The organism is bacterium (assembly GCA_023230585.1).
GTDB lineage: Bacteria > Ratteibacteria > UBA8468 > B48-G9 > JAFGKM01 > JALNXB01.
The window spans coordinates 26529-47022 of sequence record JALNXB010000009.1; the positions used below are offsets into that span (position 1 = coordinate 26529).

Consider the following 20494-nt stretch of genomic DNA (forward strand, 5'->3'; position numbering starts at 1 on the left):
GCAAAGACGGAATGGGAGGGGCTCTTTCTTTATTTAAAGTTGTATATTAACTCAAGTTCTCTTTTTACATTATCAAAAACATATAACTCAACAGATTTTTCACCTAATTCTCCCATTTTTTTGGCAAGATCAGCATCTTTTTTTAAAGTAAGTATTCTATCTGCAAAACCCAAAATATCCTTTGTAAAGAGTAGAAAACCTGTCTTACCCTCTTTTACAAGTTCTTTATGTCCTCTATTTATGGAAGAAACAACAGGCTTACCACAAAGCATTGCTTCTATAATATTCAAGCCAAGTCCTTCACGAAAACTTGCAGAGACCACTATATCAGATATTTTAACGTATTTATCAAGATCTGTTCTGTATCCAAGAAATTCTACATTTTTATCAATTCCAAGTTCTTTAACTAATTCTTTTAACTCTTTTTCCATAGGACCATTGCCAGCAAGTAACAACTTAACATCAAAGTTGGTCTTTATAACTTCTGCAACCGCTTTTATTACTGTTGATTGGTTTTTGTTTTTATTAAGTTCTCCTGTGCAAAGAATAATAAAATATTTTTGTGAGTATCCCCTATCCTGCCTCATCATCTCTTTATCTTCTTCAGAGACAGGAAAATATCTTAACGGGTCAACACCTACCCCGTGTATACGAAAAATTTTGGTATTTAGTTTTCTGGAAGCCATTAAATAATCTTCCTCTGTTATAGTAATTATTTTATCAGTATGTCGAGCAAGGTACTTCTCTACTGGATAATATAGAAGCCAATTTATAATAGGTGCACCTTTATAAAAATGGAACCCGTGGGCTGTATAAAACACTTTAACGCCTTTTTTCCTGACCACTCTTGCCGCAAGACGTGTAAGGACTCCGCCCATAGGGGTATTGCAGTGAATTATATCATATCTATTTTCAGCAATTATCTTTTTAAGTTGTTTATAGGCGTCTATATTTTTTTTGCTAAATGGGGAACGGTCAAACGGAATATTGTAAATCTTATCAGGAGAATCAAGTTTTAAGCCGTTCTTTTCTCCCAGATTATCCCTCGCTGCTACGTGAACTTCATATCCGTGTTTATGTAGAATATCTATCAAAGGCTTATGAAACTGAGCTATATGGCTTTGAACTGTTGCTGTTATGAGTACTTTTTTCATTTTAGATTAGGTTAAGGAGTTTCAACATTTCTTTGTTTACTTTTTCTACATCATATTTTTCTTTACATATATTATAACTTGCCTCTCCCATCTCTTTTATTTTTTCAGAGTTGTTGATAAACCATTCCATCTTTTCTGCAAGCGCATTAATATCTTTTACAGGTACAAGAAAACCATTGATACCATTAACTACCGTCTGACGGCAACCGGGAACATTTGTCGTAATTACTGGTCTTCCGCAAGCCATTGCTTCAAGAACTGTTCTTGGAGTACCTTCTCTGTAAGATGGTAAAACAAAAACAGAAGATTGTGCAAGATAGGGTCTTACATCTCTTGTTTCTTTGTAATATTCTATACTTGTATCATCTATGTATGGTCTTATATCATCATATTTTAACGAATCCTGTAATTTTTCAATAGCACCAAGTAGAACAAATTTTATATCTGGATATTTATTTTTTAGTTTTCTTGCAGCTTCAAGGTATTCCACCACTCCTTTATTTCTCAACACTCTGGCTATCATTAAAAATGTAAGTGTTTTAGGTAAAGGTGTCGGTGTGAACTTGTTCATATTGACCCCCGAACCGTTCACAAGTGAGGTCTTATTTTTTGAAACATATCCTGCCTGTAAAAAATCATTCATATCATCTTCATTTTGAAAAATAACCTTATGAGAGCAGGCAAAACCTAATCTATAAAGAAGACCTACTATAAGCGTTAAAATCTTTGTTTTAAAGTTTTTTGTAGTAAAAACATACCCTAACCCTGTAATCATAGAATACCTTTCTTTTACACTTGCAAGTTTTGCAGAAATGGAACCGTATATAACCGGTTTTATAGCATAACTAAATAAAACATCTGGTTTTTCTATTTTAAAAATTTTTAATAAATTTTTCATATAAGTTAAGTCATGCAAAATACCAACGCTGGTTTTCTGCATAGGAAGGTGTATAAAACGAGCACCAAAACTTTTTATTTCTTCTTCAAATCCTTTCTCTGGTCCAATAGCAACAACCTGATGACCTCTCGATGTCATCTCCTTAATCAAATCACCTCTAAAATTTACTATAGTATGGGTGGTAGGACCAATAATCAAGATTTTTTTCATTTTATATTTTATTTTTCCTTTCACTTTTTAAGATTTTATAGATTGGTTCGTAAAGTCCTTTTTGATTAGTCATTTGAAACGAAATACCGCTTTTCCAATTGACTTCTACCAATTCAACTCCTTCGTCAAGAATTGCAATATCCCAACCCAAATACCTGTAATTAGGCATTAATAAATGAGCTTTTTTTACTGTCTTTATAACATTCTCCCAATTAGGAATCTTAAATCCTATTATCTGAACTCCTGTTAAGGGGTGTATAAGATGCTCCTCAATTCTTTTGGTTACTCCTGGTGTATATACTACTCCCGTTTTTATATCTACAGTAGCTACCATTCCTCCGAGTGATATATTATCAACCGGCAGGTTAGATATGCCCACTCTCACATAACAACCGATTATTTCAACCTCTTCTTTACTCAAAAAAGCAACTACTCGGATAGTGTTAACAGAAGAAGGGTTAAGTGACTCCATTGCCCTATTCTGCTTTATAACCTCTTCAATAAGAAATCCTTTCATCTGAGCATATATGCCTTCTAAATCGTCTCCTTCTTTGTAAGAATATTTAGAAATATCTACTCCTTCTGCGCCAATTGAAGGTTTAAAAATAACCTCTTTCTCCTGAATAATAAATCTGCGGAATTCTTCATAATAAGATTTTTTTGTATCAAGCCATTTACGGCTGATAAATTCTGAAAATATTTTATATATTTCTCCTTTATCAAAAGGTCCATCAGTATAATTTTTAGCATTAAATCTCTTTACTATTCCATTCCATCTTCTTCTGGTTAAAAACTTATTTTTTTCCCAGTTACTCTTTTTATAAAACTCAAAGCGTAAATATTCACCAGGCCTGCAACCAAAACGGATAATACTCCATATTAAATCACACCAAAAATAGAGATACATACCCTTTCTAAATGTCTTTATTTCTTGGTTAAATTTAGAGAGAGACTTATAACTATTCCTGCATGCTCGTATTACCTTTTTCATCTTAGTATTTTAATTTTTCCTTTCATTTTTTAAGATTTTACAAATTGGTTCATAAAGCCCTCGTTGATTAGTCATTTGAAACGAAATACCACTTCTCCAATTAACTTCTACCAATTCAACTCCTTCGCCAAGAATTGCAATATCCCAACCCAAATATCTGCAATTAGACATTAATAAATGAGCTTTTTTTACTGTCTTTATAACATTCTCCCAATTAGGGATTTTAAATCCTATTATCTGAACTCCTGTTAAGGGATGTATTAGATATTTTTCAAGATTTTTTGTAATCCCTGGTGTATATACTACCCCAGTTTTTATATCTACAGCAGCTACCATTCCTCCGAGTGATATGTTATCAACCGACAGGTTAGATATGCCCATTCTCACATAACAACCGATTATTTCGACCTCTCCTTTACTCAAAAAAGCAACTACTCGGATAGTGTTAACAGAAGAAGGGTGAAGTAACTCCATCACCTTATTCTGTTTTATAACCTCTTCAATAAGAAATCCTTTAATCTGTGTATATATGCCTTTTAAATCATCTCCTTCTTTATAAGAATATTTAGAAATATTTACTCCTTCTGCGCCAATTGAAGGTTTAAAAAAAACCTCTTTCTCCTGAATAATAAATCTGCGGAATTCTTCATAACCAGATTTTCTTGTATCAAGCCATTTACGGCTGATAAATTCTGAAAATATTTTATATATTTCTCCTTTATCAAAATACTCACCAGTATGATTTTTGGTATTAAAATTTTTTACTATTCCATCTACCCTTCTGGCTGTAAGAAACTTGTCCCTCTCCGAATGACTCTTTTTATAAAACTCAAAACGCAAATATTCGTCTGGTGTACAGCCAAAACGGGAAATACTCCATATCAGATCATACCAAAAGTAAAAGCATAGACCCTTCCCAAATACTTTTTCCTTCTTATTAAATTTATAGAGAGTCTTATAACTATTTCTACATATTCTATAAATTCGTATTATCTTTTTCATTTTTTTCTGTAAAATAAAAAGGTGTATTTATAATAGAGTTTTTCCAGTAAAATACGCTTATTGCTCAAATATGGGCTACGTATGTTTATCTCAAGTGTACTTATTAAACTATTTGCACGTTTGGTAATTTCTTTATGTAACATATCACTTTTCCTATATTCTTTCGGGAACCAGAGGAACATATCTATCAATTTTCTGTTGTTAAATGGCATCGTAACTGTACGTCTGAAGATATTCTGTCCGACTATTACAGTAGAACCCCAGAAAGTTGAGTAGATTTCCCAAAAATGAAGATCTATATGTTTATAATTATATAAAGGCATATCAAGATTTATCTCTTTGAGGTAATTTGCATAACAATTGTCTGCTTTGCGCATCAAGAAAGGTGAAAAAACGTATTTTGCCTGAAGAACGCTGAAATGTCGGGGGGTCAAAATATCAGGAAAAATAACACCACCCCTCTGTTCCCGGGACACTCTCCCTATTTCCGATACATTAGATTTAAGTTCTACATCAAAATCCTCTTTTCTGTAAAAATATATATATTTTCTAACTTCATTTTCTTTAAGTATGCTACTATATGACAAATTATGAGTGATTACTTGCTTTAATAAAGAATAATCTTTTACCTCTAAATTGTTATTCTGAATAGGATATATTTTGTGGTCAATACCGAGTTCTTTACATATTATGTAGGCAGCATTTGCATCTATAACTTCTGATGGTTTGCTATGAAAAGTAAAGCATTTTAATTTATCATAAAGCCCGTTAGCACAGGCAAGTGTTGTTTTACTATCCACTCCACCTGTTAAGGAAATGGCTGTTTTTTTCCATCTCTGTACACACAATTGTATATTCTTATTTAGCAAGGATATTATTGAGTCAACAGTCTTTTCATATTCTTCAGGTTTAAGTTCAGGATGTGGTTTTACAGGGAAAAACCTGTTAATATTAAATGATTCTTTATATTCAAGATAAATATTTGGACCAAGATTTTTTAATTCTTTGTAAGGAGTTAAGTTCCCAGGCAGATGGTTATTACTGTATTTGTAGAACCATTTACCTGTTAGTTTTTTAATAAAAGGGTCCATATCTAAGTTGCATATATCAGCAACCAATTGAGGATGTGAAGTAATATAAACATCTTTTTTAAGTAAACCATAACAGCACGCCTGCCTACCTGAACAATCTTGAACAGCAATTAATTTTCCGTTATCATTCAAGATAATTAGATGAATGCCGGTTAGCTCGCTTATCTTGTCAAAAAATGCTTCCAAACTCTGAGTATAAGCCATTAAACAATCTTTAAGGATTTCTTCTTCTTTATGCTTCATATCAAAAGGGTTGTAAGCGTGCCCTATGAGAGAGATTTTTAATCCGTTTTTTTCGTATATATAGCAGTTTTGCCATTTATGGCAGAATATATTTAATTCAAAATCATTATTTAAACTACCAAAGGGACACTTCTTCCATTGGTCATAAAAAGGATATGAGGATAGGTTAACTTTGCTATTAGTTATAAGATAACCTCTACAGAATAATGTTTCTCTGTAATGTGGGTGATTATCCAGGATTTCTTTTATTTTATTTTTTTTCATTTATTATCCTTTTATTATACTTGACCAAGACGAAGGTCGGCCCTACACAAAAACGCCGAGGTAACAACCTTCATCACTCGCAAACAGACAAAAGACCCCGATGAGAGATTCCGGATCAAGTCCGGAATGACTGGCAAGGGGAGTATCCTGTTTTATCGTTACGTTTTACTTTTTCCCTCAACCTGCTAACTCCCCCTCACCCTTTTCCGCCTTCGGCGAGAGTGCCACGTTACGAAACACTCGCAAAGTCGGAATGGGGGACCAAAATATAAATCTCTACCTTTTTCTCTTTATTCACCTATTTTTGCCATAACCGTGTTTTATAATCTCTCTTTTAAGATTTAAATATATTAGTTCAAACAACCTTTTGTTTATCATATCAGAAACAAAAGAGTTGTGAGGGGTTATTATAACATTTTTCATATTCCAAAGGGGACTTTCTTGAGGTAATGGTTCTTTTTGAAATACATCAAGAGCAGCCCCATATATAATGCCAGCATCAAGTGCTTCTAAAAGGGCTTTTTCGTCAAGAAGTTTTCCTCTTGCGGGGTTTACTATTATACTGCCTTTTTTCATATCAAAAATTCGGTCTCTATTTATAATGTTTCGAGTTTCTGCTGTGAAAGGAAGAGTTAAAATAAGAATATCTATTGATTTAAGAATATTATCTATTTCAACAGGCGTGCAAACTTTGTCAACAAGATTTTCTTCTTCTGGCTTAAGTTTTCTCTTATCCATAGCAACTATATAAACTCCAAAAGGTTTAAGCCGTCTGGCTATCTCTTGTCCGATATTTCCGAAACCTGCTATAAGAACCTTTTTATCAGTTAGTTCCAGAAGTGTTCTATCTTTCTCCCATATTTTACTATTCTGTTGTTCAAAAAACTTTCTGCTTGACTTGTAAATCTCCAAAATTTTAAGAATTACCCATTCAGAAATAGGTATAGCATAGGTTTTTCCAGCATTTAACACAAGTATATTATGTTTTTTTGTATATTCAAGAGGCACTCTTTCCAAGCCAACGCTTGTAAGTTGTATAAATTTGAGGTTCTTGAATTTGGAGATGTCATTGTATAGAAAAAGTTGGTTACAGACTACAATATCTATTAAGGATACATCTATTTTAAGCGGAATACGCTCGTCTGAAACAGAAGTTATATTAAAACCGAGGGAGTTAATTTTGTTTAGTTGTTCTTCTGTATATTTAAAAGCGCTTGTAAGTAGTATGTTCATAGTATTGTTTTTTTATGTTGTAATTAAAAACATAAATACCCCCCTCACCCCAACCCTCTCCCCATAGGGTAGAGGGAGAAATCGGAGGGAGTGTTTCCCTTTTCGCCTTCGGCGAGAGATACCTCGCAAAGATAAAACACCCCCCTGATGAGAGATGCCAGATCAAGTCCCTCGGGAGTACTCGGGATAAATCCGGAATGACAAACAGGGGCAAAAGTACTGTTATTTTATGTTAGAAATTATTTCTTCCACTTTTTTAACCAACTCTATACGGTTCTTTTCAAAAAACTTATCATCTCTTTTTTGTATCTCTGCCTCATATTCTCTGAAACGTTTGAGTTCTATTTTAAATAAATTTTCAATCTCATTTAAATCAGTTATCACACCTGTATTACAAAAACTTCTTGACAATATCACCATACTTGAACCGAGCCGATAATGTTCAGGTATTATCTTTTCTGCTGGCAAAAATCCTTTACCAAGGGAGGCTACTCCCCCAAACCCATAAGGAATTCCTTTTGATTTAAATTTGCTACATAATTTTTCTACTGTTCCGTTAGCAAGAGGTTCAAATAAAAATTTCATTCTATAACTTAAATGTAGATCATTTAACCCAATATAGATTGAGTCTATACCTTCTAATTCAACTATTTCGTCTATCTTTTCTACTGCAGAAGCAGTTTCAACAAGAAGACAGGTTTTAATTCTTTTATCTACATATTCAAGGAAAGTTTCTACTTCTTCAACTGTTTTAAAGTAAGGTAGCATAATAATATCTGCCCCATTATTTATAACTTTATCAATTTCTCTCTTTGAAGATATGTTTATAGGATTAACTCTAACAATCAACTTGGAACTGGTAAGAACTTTCTTGATTTTTATTATATCCTCAAAATGGTGTTTTGAAATAACTGTATCTCTACCCTTCTGTCTTTTCTCTTTACCTTTTATTTCAAGGTCAATAAAAATTAAATCAACACCATTGTTTTCTGCTATTATTGCAATCTCTTCTTGGTTTGTTATATATATAAGTTTAAGCATTTGTTTTTTTGGTTACCGTCTCTTTAATATTCAAATTATCTTTCATAGCTGCTACTTTTAAAACAGATTTTAACAGAATCTTTATATCAAACTGGAGTGATATTTTATCTGCATACTCAATATCGTACTCTATTCTTTTATGCCATTCTACATCTTTCCTACCATTGACCTGTGCCCATCCGGTAACACCAGGTCTTACATTAAAACGTTTACGTTGTTCAATAGAATACTCCTCAAAAGGCCAGGGGTGGTAGGTTAAGACAGGGCGAGGACCTATCATAGACATATCACCTTTAATAATATTTATAAATTGAGGAAGTTCATCAAGGCCTGTTTTTCTTATAATTTTACCTGTACTTGTGACCCTTTTATCTCCCTTTGTCTCATAGACACCTTTCTGTTCTGAACCAAGATACATTGAACGGAATTTATACATATTAAAGACCTTTCCGTTTAACCCAAGGCGCTCTTGTTTATATATTACAGGTCCTTCTGATTCTAATTTTACCGCAACACCTATAAGAATCATAACAGGTGACATAATTACCAGCCCCATTGATGAAACAAAGATATCTATGCTTCTTTTGATTTCAGAGTATTTCATTAGGTTTTCCTTTAAAAGCCCCTCTCGATGAGAGATTCCGGATCAAGTCCGGAATGACATATAAGGGGGAGTCTCATCTTTTATCGTTACGCCTTTCATTTTTCCTTAGCCTGCTAACTGCACCCCTCATCCTACGCCAAGGTATACCTACCGAAGCTTGTATTTTAGCGTAGGTTGGCTTCGGCAGACAAGCCTTCGCAATGACAAACAGAGGCAAAGGTTGAATAGGGGGTGGAGGGAGAAAAAAATGTTATGCTTTTTTTTCATATAAAACTTTTCTCTGTGTAGCAACGTAATCAAGCAGAAAAGCAAGGAATATCCCTAAAAAGAACGATAAAAAAGTAGCAATAAATATATTTCTTTTGATGTTTGGTCCATCTTTCACCTTTGGAACGACAGCCCAGTCCAGCACTTGCACAGTTGGAAGGTCTCTTACTTCCTCTACTTTAATCTGTTCAAACTGCTCAGTTAAAACCCTGTACAAGTTTTCCTGTTGCCTTAAATCTCTCATAAGTTCTGCCTTTTCAGTTTCCATAGACGGTATTTTAGCAACAGTTTTTTCTAACTCAGATATCTCTCTTTTTAACCTTATTACTTCCGGATTATTTGATGTTGTATATTGTAGTTTTGAATCCAATTCAAATTTTTTGGCTATAAGCTGGCTCTCCAAACTACTTGCTGATGCCATAGTGGAAGAGTCTCTGCTTCCAGAAAGTCCGTGCCTTACATTATAAGATTCAAGACGCATCTCTGCTGTTCTGAGGGATTTTTCTACCTCTTCAAGACGTTTTTCAATAAACTGCCTTTTATGGCCTGCATCCTTTTTGCTAAATGTAGCATAAAATTTGTCAAGATTAGTAACATATAGGTTGGCTATCACGGCTGCTCTTTCTGGGTTAGCGTCTGTAATACTTATTTTTATGATATTTTCGTCAGAAAGACCTATCTCTGGAACTGGTACAAAAACTTCTTTATCTGTTTCTGAGATTTGTATCAGTTCTTTCCTAACTTCCTCTCTTAATGTTCTACTCTTTAAGAAAGATGTAAATATATCGCTACTGCTCATACCCCCGTAATATGCCATTGAACGATAGGAGTAGCCTTCGCCTGCACCGGTAGAAGGAAGTATGCTTGCGGTTGCTCTATAAACATCGGGCTTCCTTGAGGTATAAATAAAAGCTGCTATTACCAGAACGACCATAATACCTATAATAAGCAATTTGTATTTCCAGATTGTTCGCCAGTAATCCAGAAGGGTTACTTCTTCTTTCATTTTTTTGCTCCCTCAATTTGTTAAATTTAAGTGAACTTTTTTTGTTTCCTTCCATTCCTTTCCGCTTACAACAAGATTGCCGCAGTCGTAAAAAACATTCCTTCGCAAAGACGGAATAAGGGTAGAGGACAAAAAAACACAAAATTAGAAAATTTTTGTAGTAACTGCCACTACCATAGCCGCTTTATACATAATATCTATTATATCTCTCATTTCTCGACGGACAGAAACTATCTCTATCTTCTCAGGAGCAACTATAGCATCTCCCGGTTCAAGTATATAACCCATACCTGGCTTAACAATAGTTCCATCAACTTTAATTATATATAATTCTCTTTTATTTGCAGCAGGAGTAAAACCACCAGCCATTTTTAAATACTTGCTATAAGGCATTTTCTCTCCATAAACAAATGTTGTAGGATTATAAACAGCTCCCATTATACTAACTACGCCAGGATTTTTTGGTATGGTTAAAGAATCCCCATCTTCCAACTCCATATCATACATCTTTTCACCAGGTTTGGTAGCAAGAGAGATGACAATCCTGCCGTCTGGTTCAATTGTTTTAAGTTTTTCTACAAGTGCCTGTTTTTTTATTAGTTCGTCTTCCTGTTTGGATATATCAGTAGAAGTCAAAGTTCCAAGTGTGCTAATCGGAGAAAGAAGTTCCAACTCAAGTTGGTTAATCATCTTATCCATCTGCTTTCGCTGAGTCTGACGTATCTCTTCTCTGGTAAAAACAGCTCCTCTTATATAAGCGTCCTCAGTCAACCCACCTGCTCTTGCAATAATAGAAGTTATCGTCTCACCTTTCTTTATAGTGTAACTGCCGGGAAATCTCACTTCTCCACCTATAGATACTGTTTGGTATAATTGCCAGTCAGGAATCGACCTTATAAAGAGATAGTCGTCATAAAGAAGGGTAAGGTTGTGGGCAGGATCGTTCTCCATTACTTTATCAAGGTTTATGTAGTACCTAAAGTTTTCTACTCCAGTTGAGTTTGGCACAGCTCTTGCAAGTTCGGCTTCTTGTTTGTAGGCATATTTTCTTAATCCACCAGCAAGTTTTATTAAATCAGATACTTTCATTTCTTCTCTGTAAATATAATCTCCAGGTGAAGGGACAGCCCCAACAATTTTTACTTTAGGTTGTTCTTCGTACTGCCACTTTGAATATATTTCTATTGTATCATAAGGTTTTAGAAGTTTGTCTTCTTCTTTATCTTTATTTAAAATAGCATTTTTCGGATTAAAAAATATAAGTTCTCTCTCATAAGATGGGATTCTTACTCTTTCTATCATACCATAATCAAGGTTTGTCTCAGGAAGAAGGTCTTTCTCTACGTCAACAAGAATATCACTTACTCTAATACCTTCACGCCATTGATAAATACCTGGTCTAACAACATTACCTTTTAAAGTAATAGCGTTGGTCAACCTTTCTGAAATAGAATATATTATTACTACATCTCCATTGATAAGTTTTATGTTATCTTTGCTGCTATCCAGATCTGATAGATTACTATCAACAACAATTTTTGATTCGTTCTGTGATATTCTTTCTACTTGCACCCTTTTAATATACCCTGTAGCACTAACCCCGCCAGCCATTGATACAAGGTCAGAGATAGTGGAGTCTTCGCGTATTTCGTATATTGCCGGGTTAACAACATTTCCAATAATAGCAACAAGTGGACCAACAGAAGGGACAAATATAACATCTTCAGGTTGAAGTTTTATATCTTTTGATTTGTCTCCTTTGAGAAGAAATTCATACATATCAAAACTTGTTATGGTTTTACCCTCTCTTTTAAGATGAATATCCCTCATAGTGCCGGTAATAGAAGGGCCTCCAGAGACAAAAAGAGCGTTGACTAAGGTTGATAGAGAAGAGACCGTATAATTACCAGGTTTTTTAACGTTCCCAACAAGATAAACAGGTATACTTCTAAGTTGCCCCAAACTAACATTTAATTGAAACTCTCTATAAAATTTTGAGATTTCTTTCTTTAAAAACGATTCTAAGTTTCCATAGGTAAGCCCTACCACGCTAACAGTACCTATTGAAGGCATTGTTATATTACCATCTCTATCAACCTCAAGGTTCCAGACCCCTTCTACCATACCCCATATATTAATCCTTATTTCATCACCGGGACCAATTACATAAGCGTTATTAACCGGCACAGATTGTACTGGTGTAAATGTCTCTGGGGGAACAGTAAAAAAGTTGTAACCAAAATGTTCAACCTCTCGAGATATAGAGGTACTTGTTTTATCAAGAAGGTATTTTTGGAACGCAGAATACTCTTTTACTTCTTCTGCGAGTGGTAGAGAAATATCCTCAGATAGAGGTGATTTGAGTAATACTTCTTCTCCTTTAGTTGGGAGAGCATTAGATACAGGAGCAATAGGCACAGTATTACGAATACCTGTAGAAGGAGCAAGTTTTTGAGGCAATATATTTGGAACTGTTGTCTGCCCAAAAACTTCATAAGCAAAAATAATAGAAAGAAGAATTGTAAAATTAAAAATTACTCTTTTAAAATTCATTATACCTCCATATAAAGTATTAAATTATCAAAAAATTGTATATCTTATAATACGCCAATCCTCATTCCTTTTCACCAAAATTGTTAACCTGAACTTGTTTCATAATCTCTAACCTAACCCGTGTAACGGGAGTCGTAAAAGCGAGATTCCGGATCAAGTCCGGAATGACATACTAGGAGTACCTCATTCTTTATCATTACGTCTTTCGTTTTTGGTTAAGTTTCTAACTGCCTCCCTCGGAGGTGCTCGGGATAAACCTCGCAAAGACGGAATGGGGGGCTGTTAACAAAAGGTTCAAGCCTTTTGTTCCCCTACTCTGAGCCTGTTAAGCCCCTCGGGGGTACTCGGGATAGATCCAGAATGACAAACAGGGGCGACAACCAATTGACGATTAAACTATTCTGCCAATTGGTTCAAATAATTACGTATATATATAGGTGTATACTCTCTTATAAAATTATACAAACTAAGTTGTTTCACAGGTTGTCCTGTATCTCTTGACCAAGGAGCAATTGAAGTAGAGTAGTAACCTCTCGAATCCGAAGACCAGAGGGCTCTTACAGGCAAGGCAAACCCTACACCTTTATCAGAATAATTTCTGTTGGGACCAGTAAATCCTTTAGTATCAGTTTTTGAGTACCACATAAATACCTTGCCGCCTCTTACATCTCTTGAAATATCTAACCTTACACCTTTATCACCACCAAGAAACTTGCCAACTTTTGCACTAACAGTTGTTTCAAGTTTAGGAAAATATGAGTACAAATTAATAAATTTAGTAGTTGCAGAATCGTCTCCAAGTCCAAAAAGAGAATCTGGTTCTCTTTTATTTGCCCAGGTTATTTCATTTCCCAAAGCAACTCTTCCTTGAAGGAAAGTTCTTAAATATTCCACACCAATGCCTGCGTATTGTAGTTCAAGGTATCCTGCCGTTAACCTAAAATAATTATTTTCACTAACTTTCAAAAACTGGTTAACATAAAGATTATCAACAGATAGACCTGTACTATCAAGATATTTAGATATATCGCTTCTAACTGGTTTATTTGATGATGGCTTATTTCTTGTAGAAACATTGCTATATAACGGCATTTTCAGAGAACTCACTACACTTAATCCATTATTAATATCTTTGGCAAGAGAAAGGGCAGGTCCAACTCTATACTTAAAAAATCCGGAAGGATCATTCCAATAACTTTCCAGTTTTATCGGTTCAAAATGGTAGTATATAGGATTATGTTTATCAATCATATTGACATATTCCTCGTTCCACCATACTGATTTTTCTGATATTTTATTGCTAACCTTTATCTTTTGAGAAAGCTCTTTTTCGCTAATTTTTTGGTTAAGATAATCTATATAGTCAGCCCTTGAGACAGCAACCTCTACCATTGGTACATCAATCTGTTTTAACACTATACAGAGTGTTTCAATATCAGAAGGCATCATAACCGAAGCTACTCTTAAAGCACGCCCTATTGCTTTGGTATGAAAAAGGTACTTTCGGTTCTCAATCTCTATATAAAAGGTTTTCATATCTGAAGATAAAGCCACCTGCACATTTTTAAGGTCTTCATCAGAGAGCATATTTTGTATTGAAAGAAGTTTTTGAGGGAGGGTTTGAGCTACAAGTTGTTCTGGTAAAGGAGCCCAATCAACAGGTCCATAAAAAGGTGGATCGTCTCTTTGAGGTACTATTGTTGAGCCAAAAGGATATGTTAAAGCAACAAAAACACTATGTTTATCTCCCCTCTGATATGAATATCCACAAGATAACCAATCTTTAGGGTACCAACGGACTCCATAATTGTAAGGTGAAGAAATAGTACCTCTACCAAGAGCAAGTTTTTCCGTAGGGTCATACTCAAAGATTAAAGATATATTATCTCTTGCTTTCCATTCCACCCCGCCAAAAAGACCGTCAAGTTCCCTCTTTTTTTTATTATTCTTATTAAAAATAGTACCAAAAAAATCGTCCCCGTATCCAAGAGTAAAGTCAAAATCACCAATCTGTTTACTTGCAGCAATATATTCAGTAAAAAAAAGTTGGGTTCCGTGAAAATCATTCACACCAACAGAGATAGATGGTAGAAAGGCGTTCTCTTCAAAAAGTTGAACTTTAAAATCAGCAATTTTATCCTTATAATACCCATACCCAGACCAGCCGCCCCCTGTAAATTTTTTATCTCTTAACTCCATTATCCTTCCGTTTACTTCAAGGAAGGGGAAAAAACCAAAAGTTACAGAATAATTTCTGTAAGGGTAGCAATCAGAAAAGGTGAACCTAACGTCTCCATCATTTATAACTCGACCGTTAGGAACTCTTAAAAGTCCTGTGCCACCCCAATCAGTTGTTCCACTATAAAGAAGAGTTGGTAGAAGTAAAAAAAGAATGAATTTAAGTTTTGACATTATTTACAAAGTTCCTTTTCTCATATAAAAGCAAAGGGGATAACTCAAATTAAATGAGTTAGCCCCTATTATCATAACTATTCACCTTTATTAAACTAATGATGGTCCGCTGCATGGTGGTCAGTTGCTGAATGACCTTGGGTCGGATGAAAATTTTTACTCGCCTCAAAAAGTTTCTTCTTGGGCGTACTGCTTGTTGCTGTCACAGTAGGAGTACCAGAGGTATGGTGTTCTGCAGCATGATGATCAGTTGTTGAGTGGACATTGGTCGGATGAAAGTTTTTGCTCTCCTCAAGCATCTTCTTCTTGGGTGCATTTTTTGCTACAGAAGGAGAATCAGGGGTATGGTGTTCTGCAGCATGGTGATCAGTTGTTGAATGGACATTGGTCGGATAAAAACCTTTGCTCTCCTCAAAAAATTTTTTCTTGGCTCTGTTTTTATTCTCATCATTAGCAGAGGTGCGATCATACATCTGCGAAGTTAAAGGTTTTGATGTTCCTGTTGCCGCAGATATTATTAGCCCTAATATTATAGGGGCTGCACCTATTGCCATTTTTGAGGCATAACCAGAAACTGCTGATTCTGTTAATCCTACTGAAACACCAGCAGAATTAAATGCTTCTGCTATTTCTTTTGGCGTACCAACAAAGTATCCCCCCCCAAGTTGTTGAGGAACAAGAACACCAATCTGTTCTTTAGATAGATTTTCTGGCAGTTCTTGGTAGAAAACAATATTTGGTTGCTCATTTAAAAGTTTCAATTGTCCTTCAGTAATACTATAGGGTTTGATACTTCTAACTTTTGTAGGTGCCAGTTTTCCTGCTGAATGCAGGTTTACAGGTACTGTTGAAATAAGTAGCCCTACAATCATAGTAAAACTCAAAATTCTTTTCATTGTGCCCCCTTTATGAATTTATAGTTTGATACTACTATTTTACATATACTTTTAATTCTGTCAAGCATAATATATTTAAACCATTGTTTTGCTTATCTGCCTTGCATATTGAAAATACTTTTTATTGTTTTAATCACAATTATTAAGTCACTTAAAAAAGAAGATTTTTTTAGATAAATTAAGTCGTAGTAAAGTTTAATTTTGTTGTCTTGCATATTAGATGCATACTTATGGTTTACCTGTGCCCAACCAGTAATACCGGGTTTTAAAATAAACCTTGAATTGTATAAAGGAATTTGTTTTTCAAGTAGATTAACAAAATACTCTCTTTCAGGTCTTGGTCCCACTATACTCATTTCACCTTTAAGAACATTTATAAATTGTGGCCACTCGTCTATTCTCGTTTTCCTCAAAAATAGACCTATGTTAGTTATTCTTGTGTCATTTTCCTCTGCCCATAAAGGTTTGTCTGTTTCTGCTTCTGATACCATTGTTCTAAATTTAATAATATGAAATTTCTTTTTATTTTTTCCCAATCTTTCTTGTAAATAAAAAACAGAACCTTTGGACGTAAGTTTTATTAGAAGAGGAATAATAATGTAGAGAGGCAAAGAAACTAATATGCCGATTATTGAACCAAAAATATCAACCCCTCTTTTTAGAGAGGAGTTATAATAATCTTCTGATTTTTTTCTCATAATTTAACTCTATTATCTTTATTAAAGAACCAATCAATTATAACATATTGCAGTTATGTGGCAATACTGATATAATATGAAGATGACAAAAAAGTATGTGGTGTTATTTACTCTCTCTGGGACTACGACGCATACACCTTCCCCTTTTTGCCTTCTACCCTTTGGGAGAAGGAGCAAGGATAAGGGGTTTATCCCGACAGTTTTTCTGAGGGAGGCTGTTTGCTTTATGCTTTTGTTTTTATACGTTACCCCCCATTCCGTCTTTGCGAGTTTAAGGACATAAAAGAGAAGAACAATAGTGAGGTTATTCATTAAATTGGCAGAATATTATAAACAGTAAGGAGGAAAAATGGCAGATAAAGAGAATACAATAGATATAAACTCAATCTATGTTCCCTCAGAAAATATTGTTTCAAGAGAAATTGAAGACACAATCGTTATTATTCCTTTAACCTCAGGTGTGGGAGATATGGAAGATGAACTTTACACTTTAAATGAAACGGGGAAAGCTATCTGGAAAAAACTTGATGGCAATAGAAATATCAAAGCCCTTGCGAAAGAACTATCTTCCACTTTTGAGGCACCAATTGAGACTATTGAAGAGGATATTGTGGGATTATTACAAGAACTTATGAATAGAAATATGGTCGTTGAAAAAAAGTAGTGGTTAATCTTTTCCAATGGAATATAAGAAAAAGCCTGCCCTCTACCATAAAAAACAATCTGAAATTCTGCTCTCCTCAGAACTCTTTCTTTCTATAGCCCAAGACGTCTTGAATAAAGGCTTGCCTTTCAGATTTAGAGCCACTGGGTTTAGTATGTTACCATTCATAAAAAACAGTGATGTAATAACAATTTTACCTGTAAAAAATTGTACAATTTTTATTGGAGATGTTGTAATTGTTGCAGACCAATACAACAAAAAGGTAGTAGTCCATAGAGTTGTAAATAGAAGTAAAGATTCTTATCTAATTAAAGGAGATAACTGTTTTAAATTTGATGGGTTTGCCTCTCTTAATGAGATATTAGGAAAAGTAGTAAAAATCGAAAGAAAAGGAAAAATTACACGTCTTGGTATTGGAGGTGAAAAGAGAGTGATTGCTTTCTTATCAAGAAATCGAGTATGTATATACTTATCCTTCCTTTGCAGAAAGGCACTTATTTTTATAAAAAACGACTTGTTTAAAAAACCATCTCTGTAGCTCTTCCCAGAATATGGTGGTGCCCCTCTTTAAAATATTTTAGCAATACAAAACCTGATTCTAAGAGTTCGTTTTCAATCTCTTTGACAGTAAAAAAATGAACAAAACCTCTCGAATCAAGAGAGTCTCCTTCTTCAACAAGAGTTCTTCTTAAAACTCTCCTTATAGCATTTGCAACAAAAAATATATGTTTAAGTTTCTCTGTGCTGGTGTCTGATTTAGACCAGAAAGAAATAAGTATTGGAGCCCCTATTTTGACCTGCCCTCTCATATCTTTAAGAAAATTTATGCGTGCTTTTTTTCCTTGTATATGCATATAAGCACACCATCCTATTATCAACCCATCGTAACCCAAGCCTCTTTTAAGACATTTGTCAGGAGGCACATAAAAAATAGAAGGTTTTATTCCTTCTTCTATAAATATCTTTTCAGAAAAGGTGACCATATCAGGATTACATTCAAACCCATAAGCATCATAACCATTTTTTTTTAGGGCTAACACTTCTCTACCTGCTCCAGCACCAGCAACCAACAAAGTTTTTTTATCAGCAAAATATTTTTCAAGAGCTTGTTTCTCCCATTCCCATAACCCGCTTTTATTATATTTTTTATTAAAATAGAGAGTAGAACGAGAATAGTTAAAAGTGTCTATCTGATGAATATCTGTTTTGGTAAGAAGACCCAGCCAGAATCCATAAAAAATTCCAGAAAATTTATAGGTCAAAAAAGTCGGTACCTTTTCCCAGAATTTTGAAATAAAGACGTATAATATTACTATTGGTCTGTATCTTTTAAATATTTTTACTTTAAGTTTCATTATGATTATTAAAACATTTACCAATTTCAATGTCAAAAAGTAGGTTGCCACGTTGAGAAACCCCTCCTACGCCAAGGTATACCTGCCGAAGCTTGTATTTTAGCGTAGGTTGGCTTCGGCGGGTAAAGCTCGCAAGACAAACTACAAAAGACGGAATGGGGGGAGAAGCAAGAAGAAAAGTGTTTTTCTTTAATTCAAGTTATACCATAAAAAACTAAAAATTTTTTATTACTGAGAAATGTAATATAATGATTTATTATACTTAATTTGAACTTATAAAGTATTAAAATATTAAGGAACCAAAATAATGAAAAAAGGAAGAGTCATAAAAAAAGAGTTGTCAGAGTTTTCCTTGTGGGAAAAAATATATAGAAATAATATGTTGATAGATATTGAACTTGAATTGACTGCTAGATGCAACAATAACTGCAGGCACTGTTATATAAACCTTCCACCTGGCGATGAGAAAACAAAAGAGGAAGAATTAACGTTTGAAGAGATATTAAAGTTTACAGATGAAGCCGTTTCTTTGGGAGCAATGGGTTGTCTTATAACAGGCGGAGAACCTCTATTAAGGAAAGATTTTTTTGATATCTATATTGCTCTTAAGAAGAAAGGATTACTACTCTCTGTATTTACCAATGCAACCCTTATAACAGAAAAGCATATAGAACTTTTTAAAAAATACCCGCCAAGAGAGCTTGAAGTATCTGTCTACGGAGTTACCCCGGAAACATACGGGCGAGTAACAAGGAATCCCAGTTCCTTCAACTCTTTTCTGAAAGGAGTTGACCTGCTTATAAAAAACAATATTAAAACAACATTTAAGGCGATGGCTTTACGTTCTAACGTTCACGAATTGCCTCTAATATCTAAGTTTTCTAATATAAGAACAGCCGGTTCTTTTAGGTATGACTACCTTTTACATCTTCGTTTTGACGGGAATGAAAAACGTAATAGAGAAATAGTAAAAGAACGCCTCATCCCAGAAGAGATAGTCAAACTTGAAAAAAGTGACCCTAAGAGGTTTTCAGCAATGAAAAGAGAATGCTCTGATATTCTGATTGATGGGGAACCTAATGATGAAATTAAAGACGTACTGTTCAGGTGTGGAGCAGGTGTTGGTACCTGCACAATAGGTTACAACGGAACATTACGATTGTGCTCTTCTTTGTGGCACCCAGACTGTATCTATGACCTTAGAAAAGGCTCTCTTACAGATGCTTATAATAATTTTATTCCAAAAGTAAGAAATATGAGGAGTACTAATAAAAATTATTTTAAGAAGTGTGGTAGATGTGAAATTATAAATCTTTGCTTATGGTGCCCTGCTCACGCACATCTGGAAACAGGTTTTTTAGATGAACCGTCAGACAGTTTTTGTGAAGTTGCTAAAGCAAGAGTAGAAATGTTTAATAAGTAGACATAAATAAGTGGGGGTTAACCCCCCCACTTAAAGTTGTAGTATAACGGTTAGATTTTATGGTCAGTTATTATGTAAAAGCTCTTTTGTGACAATCAACATAGGTAGCGCTTTCTCTCACAAGACATCTGCGATCAACTTTTTTGTCCCCAGGTCCAGTTTCTGTAAAACCTGATACCATTTTACAAGCCTTTAAAACAGATTCTTCTGGTTGACCTTTTGTTAAAATTACCAATTCAGGTTTTTCCCATTTCATCTTATTCATCCTACTCTCCTTTTTCTTATTTATAAATTAATAAAGTTATAAATTAATAAAGTTTTAATCAATACTATACATTATAATTAATCATTTTATTTTGTCAAGTCTTAGTCTTTTATAATACAAAATGAGCCTGAAAGAGGGCTCGGTTTCAAATACAGATTGAGCCTAAAGAAAAAATGGGTCATAATATAAGGTTATGACACTAAACATGAAAGACACGGCTATAA

At 34.3% G+C, this 20494-nt stretch carries 18 protein-coding genes; 3 read left to right on the forward strand and 15 right to left on the reverse strand.

Annotation, left to right across the window (positions count from 1 at the left end):
* Positions 1–29: 29 nt before the first annotated feature.
* The 13 genes from M0P98_03405 to M0P98_03465 form a co-directional block, all read right to left on the reverse strand.
* Complete coding sequence (locus M0P98_03405) at positions 30–1154, reverse strand: glycosyltransferase family 4 protein (protein ID MCK9265916.1); 1125 nt, start codon at positions 1152–1154, stop codon at positions 30–32.
* Position 1155: 1 nt separating this feature from the next.
* Complete coding sequence (locus tag M0P98_03410) at positions 1156–2262, reverse strand: glycosyltransferase family 4 protein (protein MCK9265917.1); 1107 nt, start codon at positions 2260–2262, stop codon at positions 1156–1158.
* 1 nt (position 2263) lies between these two features.
* A complete protein-coding gene (locus M0P98_03415) occupies positions 2264–3169 on the reverse strand; it encodes a hypothetical protein (GenBank protein MCK9265918.1) in 906 nt (301 codons plus the stop codon).
* Between the two features lie 93 nt (positions 3170–3262).
* Complete coding sequence (locus M0P98_03420) at positions 3263–4255, reverse strand: hypothetical protein (GenBank protein ID MCK9265919.1); 993 nt, start codon at positions 4253–4255, stop codon at positions 3263–3265.
* The gene (locus tag M0P98_03425) at positions 4252–5853 is read right to left on the reverse strand and encodes an asparagine synthase-related protein (protein ID MCK9265920.1); all 1602 of its coding nucleotides are present in this window, start codon (positions 5851–5853) and stop codon (positions 4252–4254) included. Before M0P98_03425 ends, M0P98_03420 begins: the two co-directional genes overlap by 4 nt.
* A gap of 294 nt (positions 5854–6147) precedes the next feature.
* Positions 6148–7086, reverse strand: a complete 939-nt coding sequence (locus M0P98_03430; protein MCK9265921.1) for a hypothetical protein — start codon at positions 7084–7086, stop codon at positions 6148–6150.
* Between the two features lie 222 nt (positions 7087–7308).
* The gene (locus M0P98_03435; protein MCK9265922.1) at positions 7309–8127 is read right to left on the reverse strand and encodes an HpcH/HpaI aldolase/citrate lyase family protein; all 819 of its coding nucleotides are present in this window, start codon (positions 8125–8127) and stop codon (positions 7309–7311) included.
* The gene (locus M0P98_03440; protein ID MCK9265923.1) at positions 8120–8731 is read right to left on the reverse strand and encodes a sugar transferase; all 612 of its coding nucleotides are present in this window, start codon (positions 8729–8731) and stop codon (positions 8120–8122) included. Before M0P98_03440 ends, M0P98_03435 begins: the two co-directional genes overlap by 8 nt.
* A gap of 250 nt (positions 8732–8981) precedes the next feature.
* Positions 8982–10004: a Wzz/FepE/Etk N-terminal domain-containing protein gene (locus tag M0P98_03445; protein ID MCK9265924.1), complete on the reverse strand. Its 1023-nt coding sequence runs from the start codon at positions 10002–10004 to the stop codon at positions 8982–8984.
* A 144-nt stretch (positions 10005–10148) separates the two neighbouring features.
* On the reverse strand, positions 10149–12557 hold the full coding sequence (locus M0P98_03450) for an SLBB domain-containing protein (protein ID MCK9265925.1): 2409 nt from the start codon (positions 12555–12557) through the stop codon (positions 10149–10151).
* A 396-nt stretch (positions 12558–12953) separates the two neighbouring features.
* On the reverse strand, positions 12954–14969 hold the full coding sequence (locus M0P98_03455) for a YjbH domain-containing protein (protein MCK9265926.1): 2016 nt from the start codon (positions 14967–14969) through the stop codon (positions 12954–12956).
* A gap of 95 nt (positions 14970–15064) precedes the next feature.
* Positions 15065–15865, reverse strand: coding sequence for a hypothetical protein (locus M0P98_03460; protein ID MCK9265927.1), 801 nt, complete (start codon positions 15863–15865; stop codon positions 15065–15067).
* Positions 15866–15957: 92 nt separating this feature from the next.
* Positions 15958–16563 (reverse strand): sugar transferase, encoded by a 606-nt coding sequence (locus tag M0P98_03465; protein ID MCK9265928.1) that lies wholly within the window; start codon positions 16561–16563, stop codon positions 15958–15960.
* Between the two features lie 349 nt (positions 16564–16912).
* On the opposite strand from M0P98_03465, the gene M0P98_03470 reads away from it, so the two are divergent.
* Positions 16913–17227 carry a PqqD family protein gene (locus M0P98_03470; GenBank protein ID MCK9265929.1) on the forward strand — a complete coding sequence of 105 codons (315 nt, stop codon included), beginning with the start codon at positions 16913–16915 and terminating at the stop codon, positions 17225–17227.
* 16 nt (positions 17228–17243) lie between these two features.
* A complete protein-coding gene (locus M0P98_03475; GenBank protein ID MCK9265930.1) occupies positions 17244–17765 on the forward strand; it encodes a S26 family signal peptidase in 522 nt (173 codons plus the stop codon).
* Here M0P98_03475 and M0P98_03480 read toward each other — a convergent pair.
* Entirely contained in the window at positions 17746–18633 is an 888-nt protein-coding gene (locus M0P98_03480) for an SAM-dependent methyltransferase (protein ID MCK9265931.1), read from the reverse strand. The two genes, M0P98_03475 and M0P98_03480, sit on opposite strands and share 20 nt — an antisense overlap.
* Before the next feature lie 256 nt (positions 18634–18889).
* Between M0P98_03480 and M0P98_03485 the strand changes: the two genes are divergently transcribed.
* A complete protein-coding gene (locus tag M0P98_03485; GenBank protein MCK9265932.1) occupies positions 18890–20005 on the forward strand; it encodes a radical SAM protein in 1116 nt (371 codons plus the stop codon).
* A 70-nt stretch (positions 20006–20075) separates the two neighbouring features.
* Here the strand turns inward: M0P98_03485 and M0P98_03490 are convergent, their stop codons facing one another.
* On the reverse strand, positions 20076–20270 hold the full coding sequence (locus M0P98_03490) for a hypothetical protein (GenBank protein ID MCK9265933.1): 195 nt from the start codon (positions 20268–20270) through the stop codon (positions 20076–20078).
* Positions 20271–20494 lie beyond the last annotated feature (224 nt).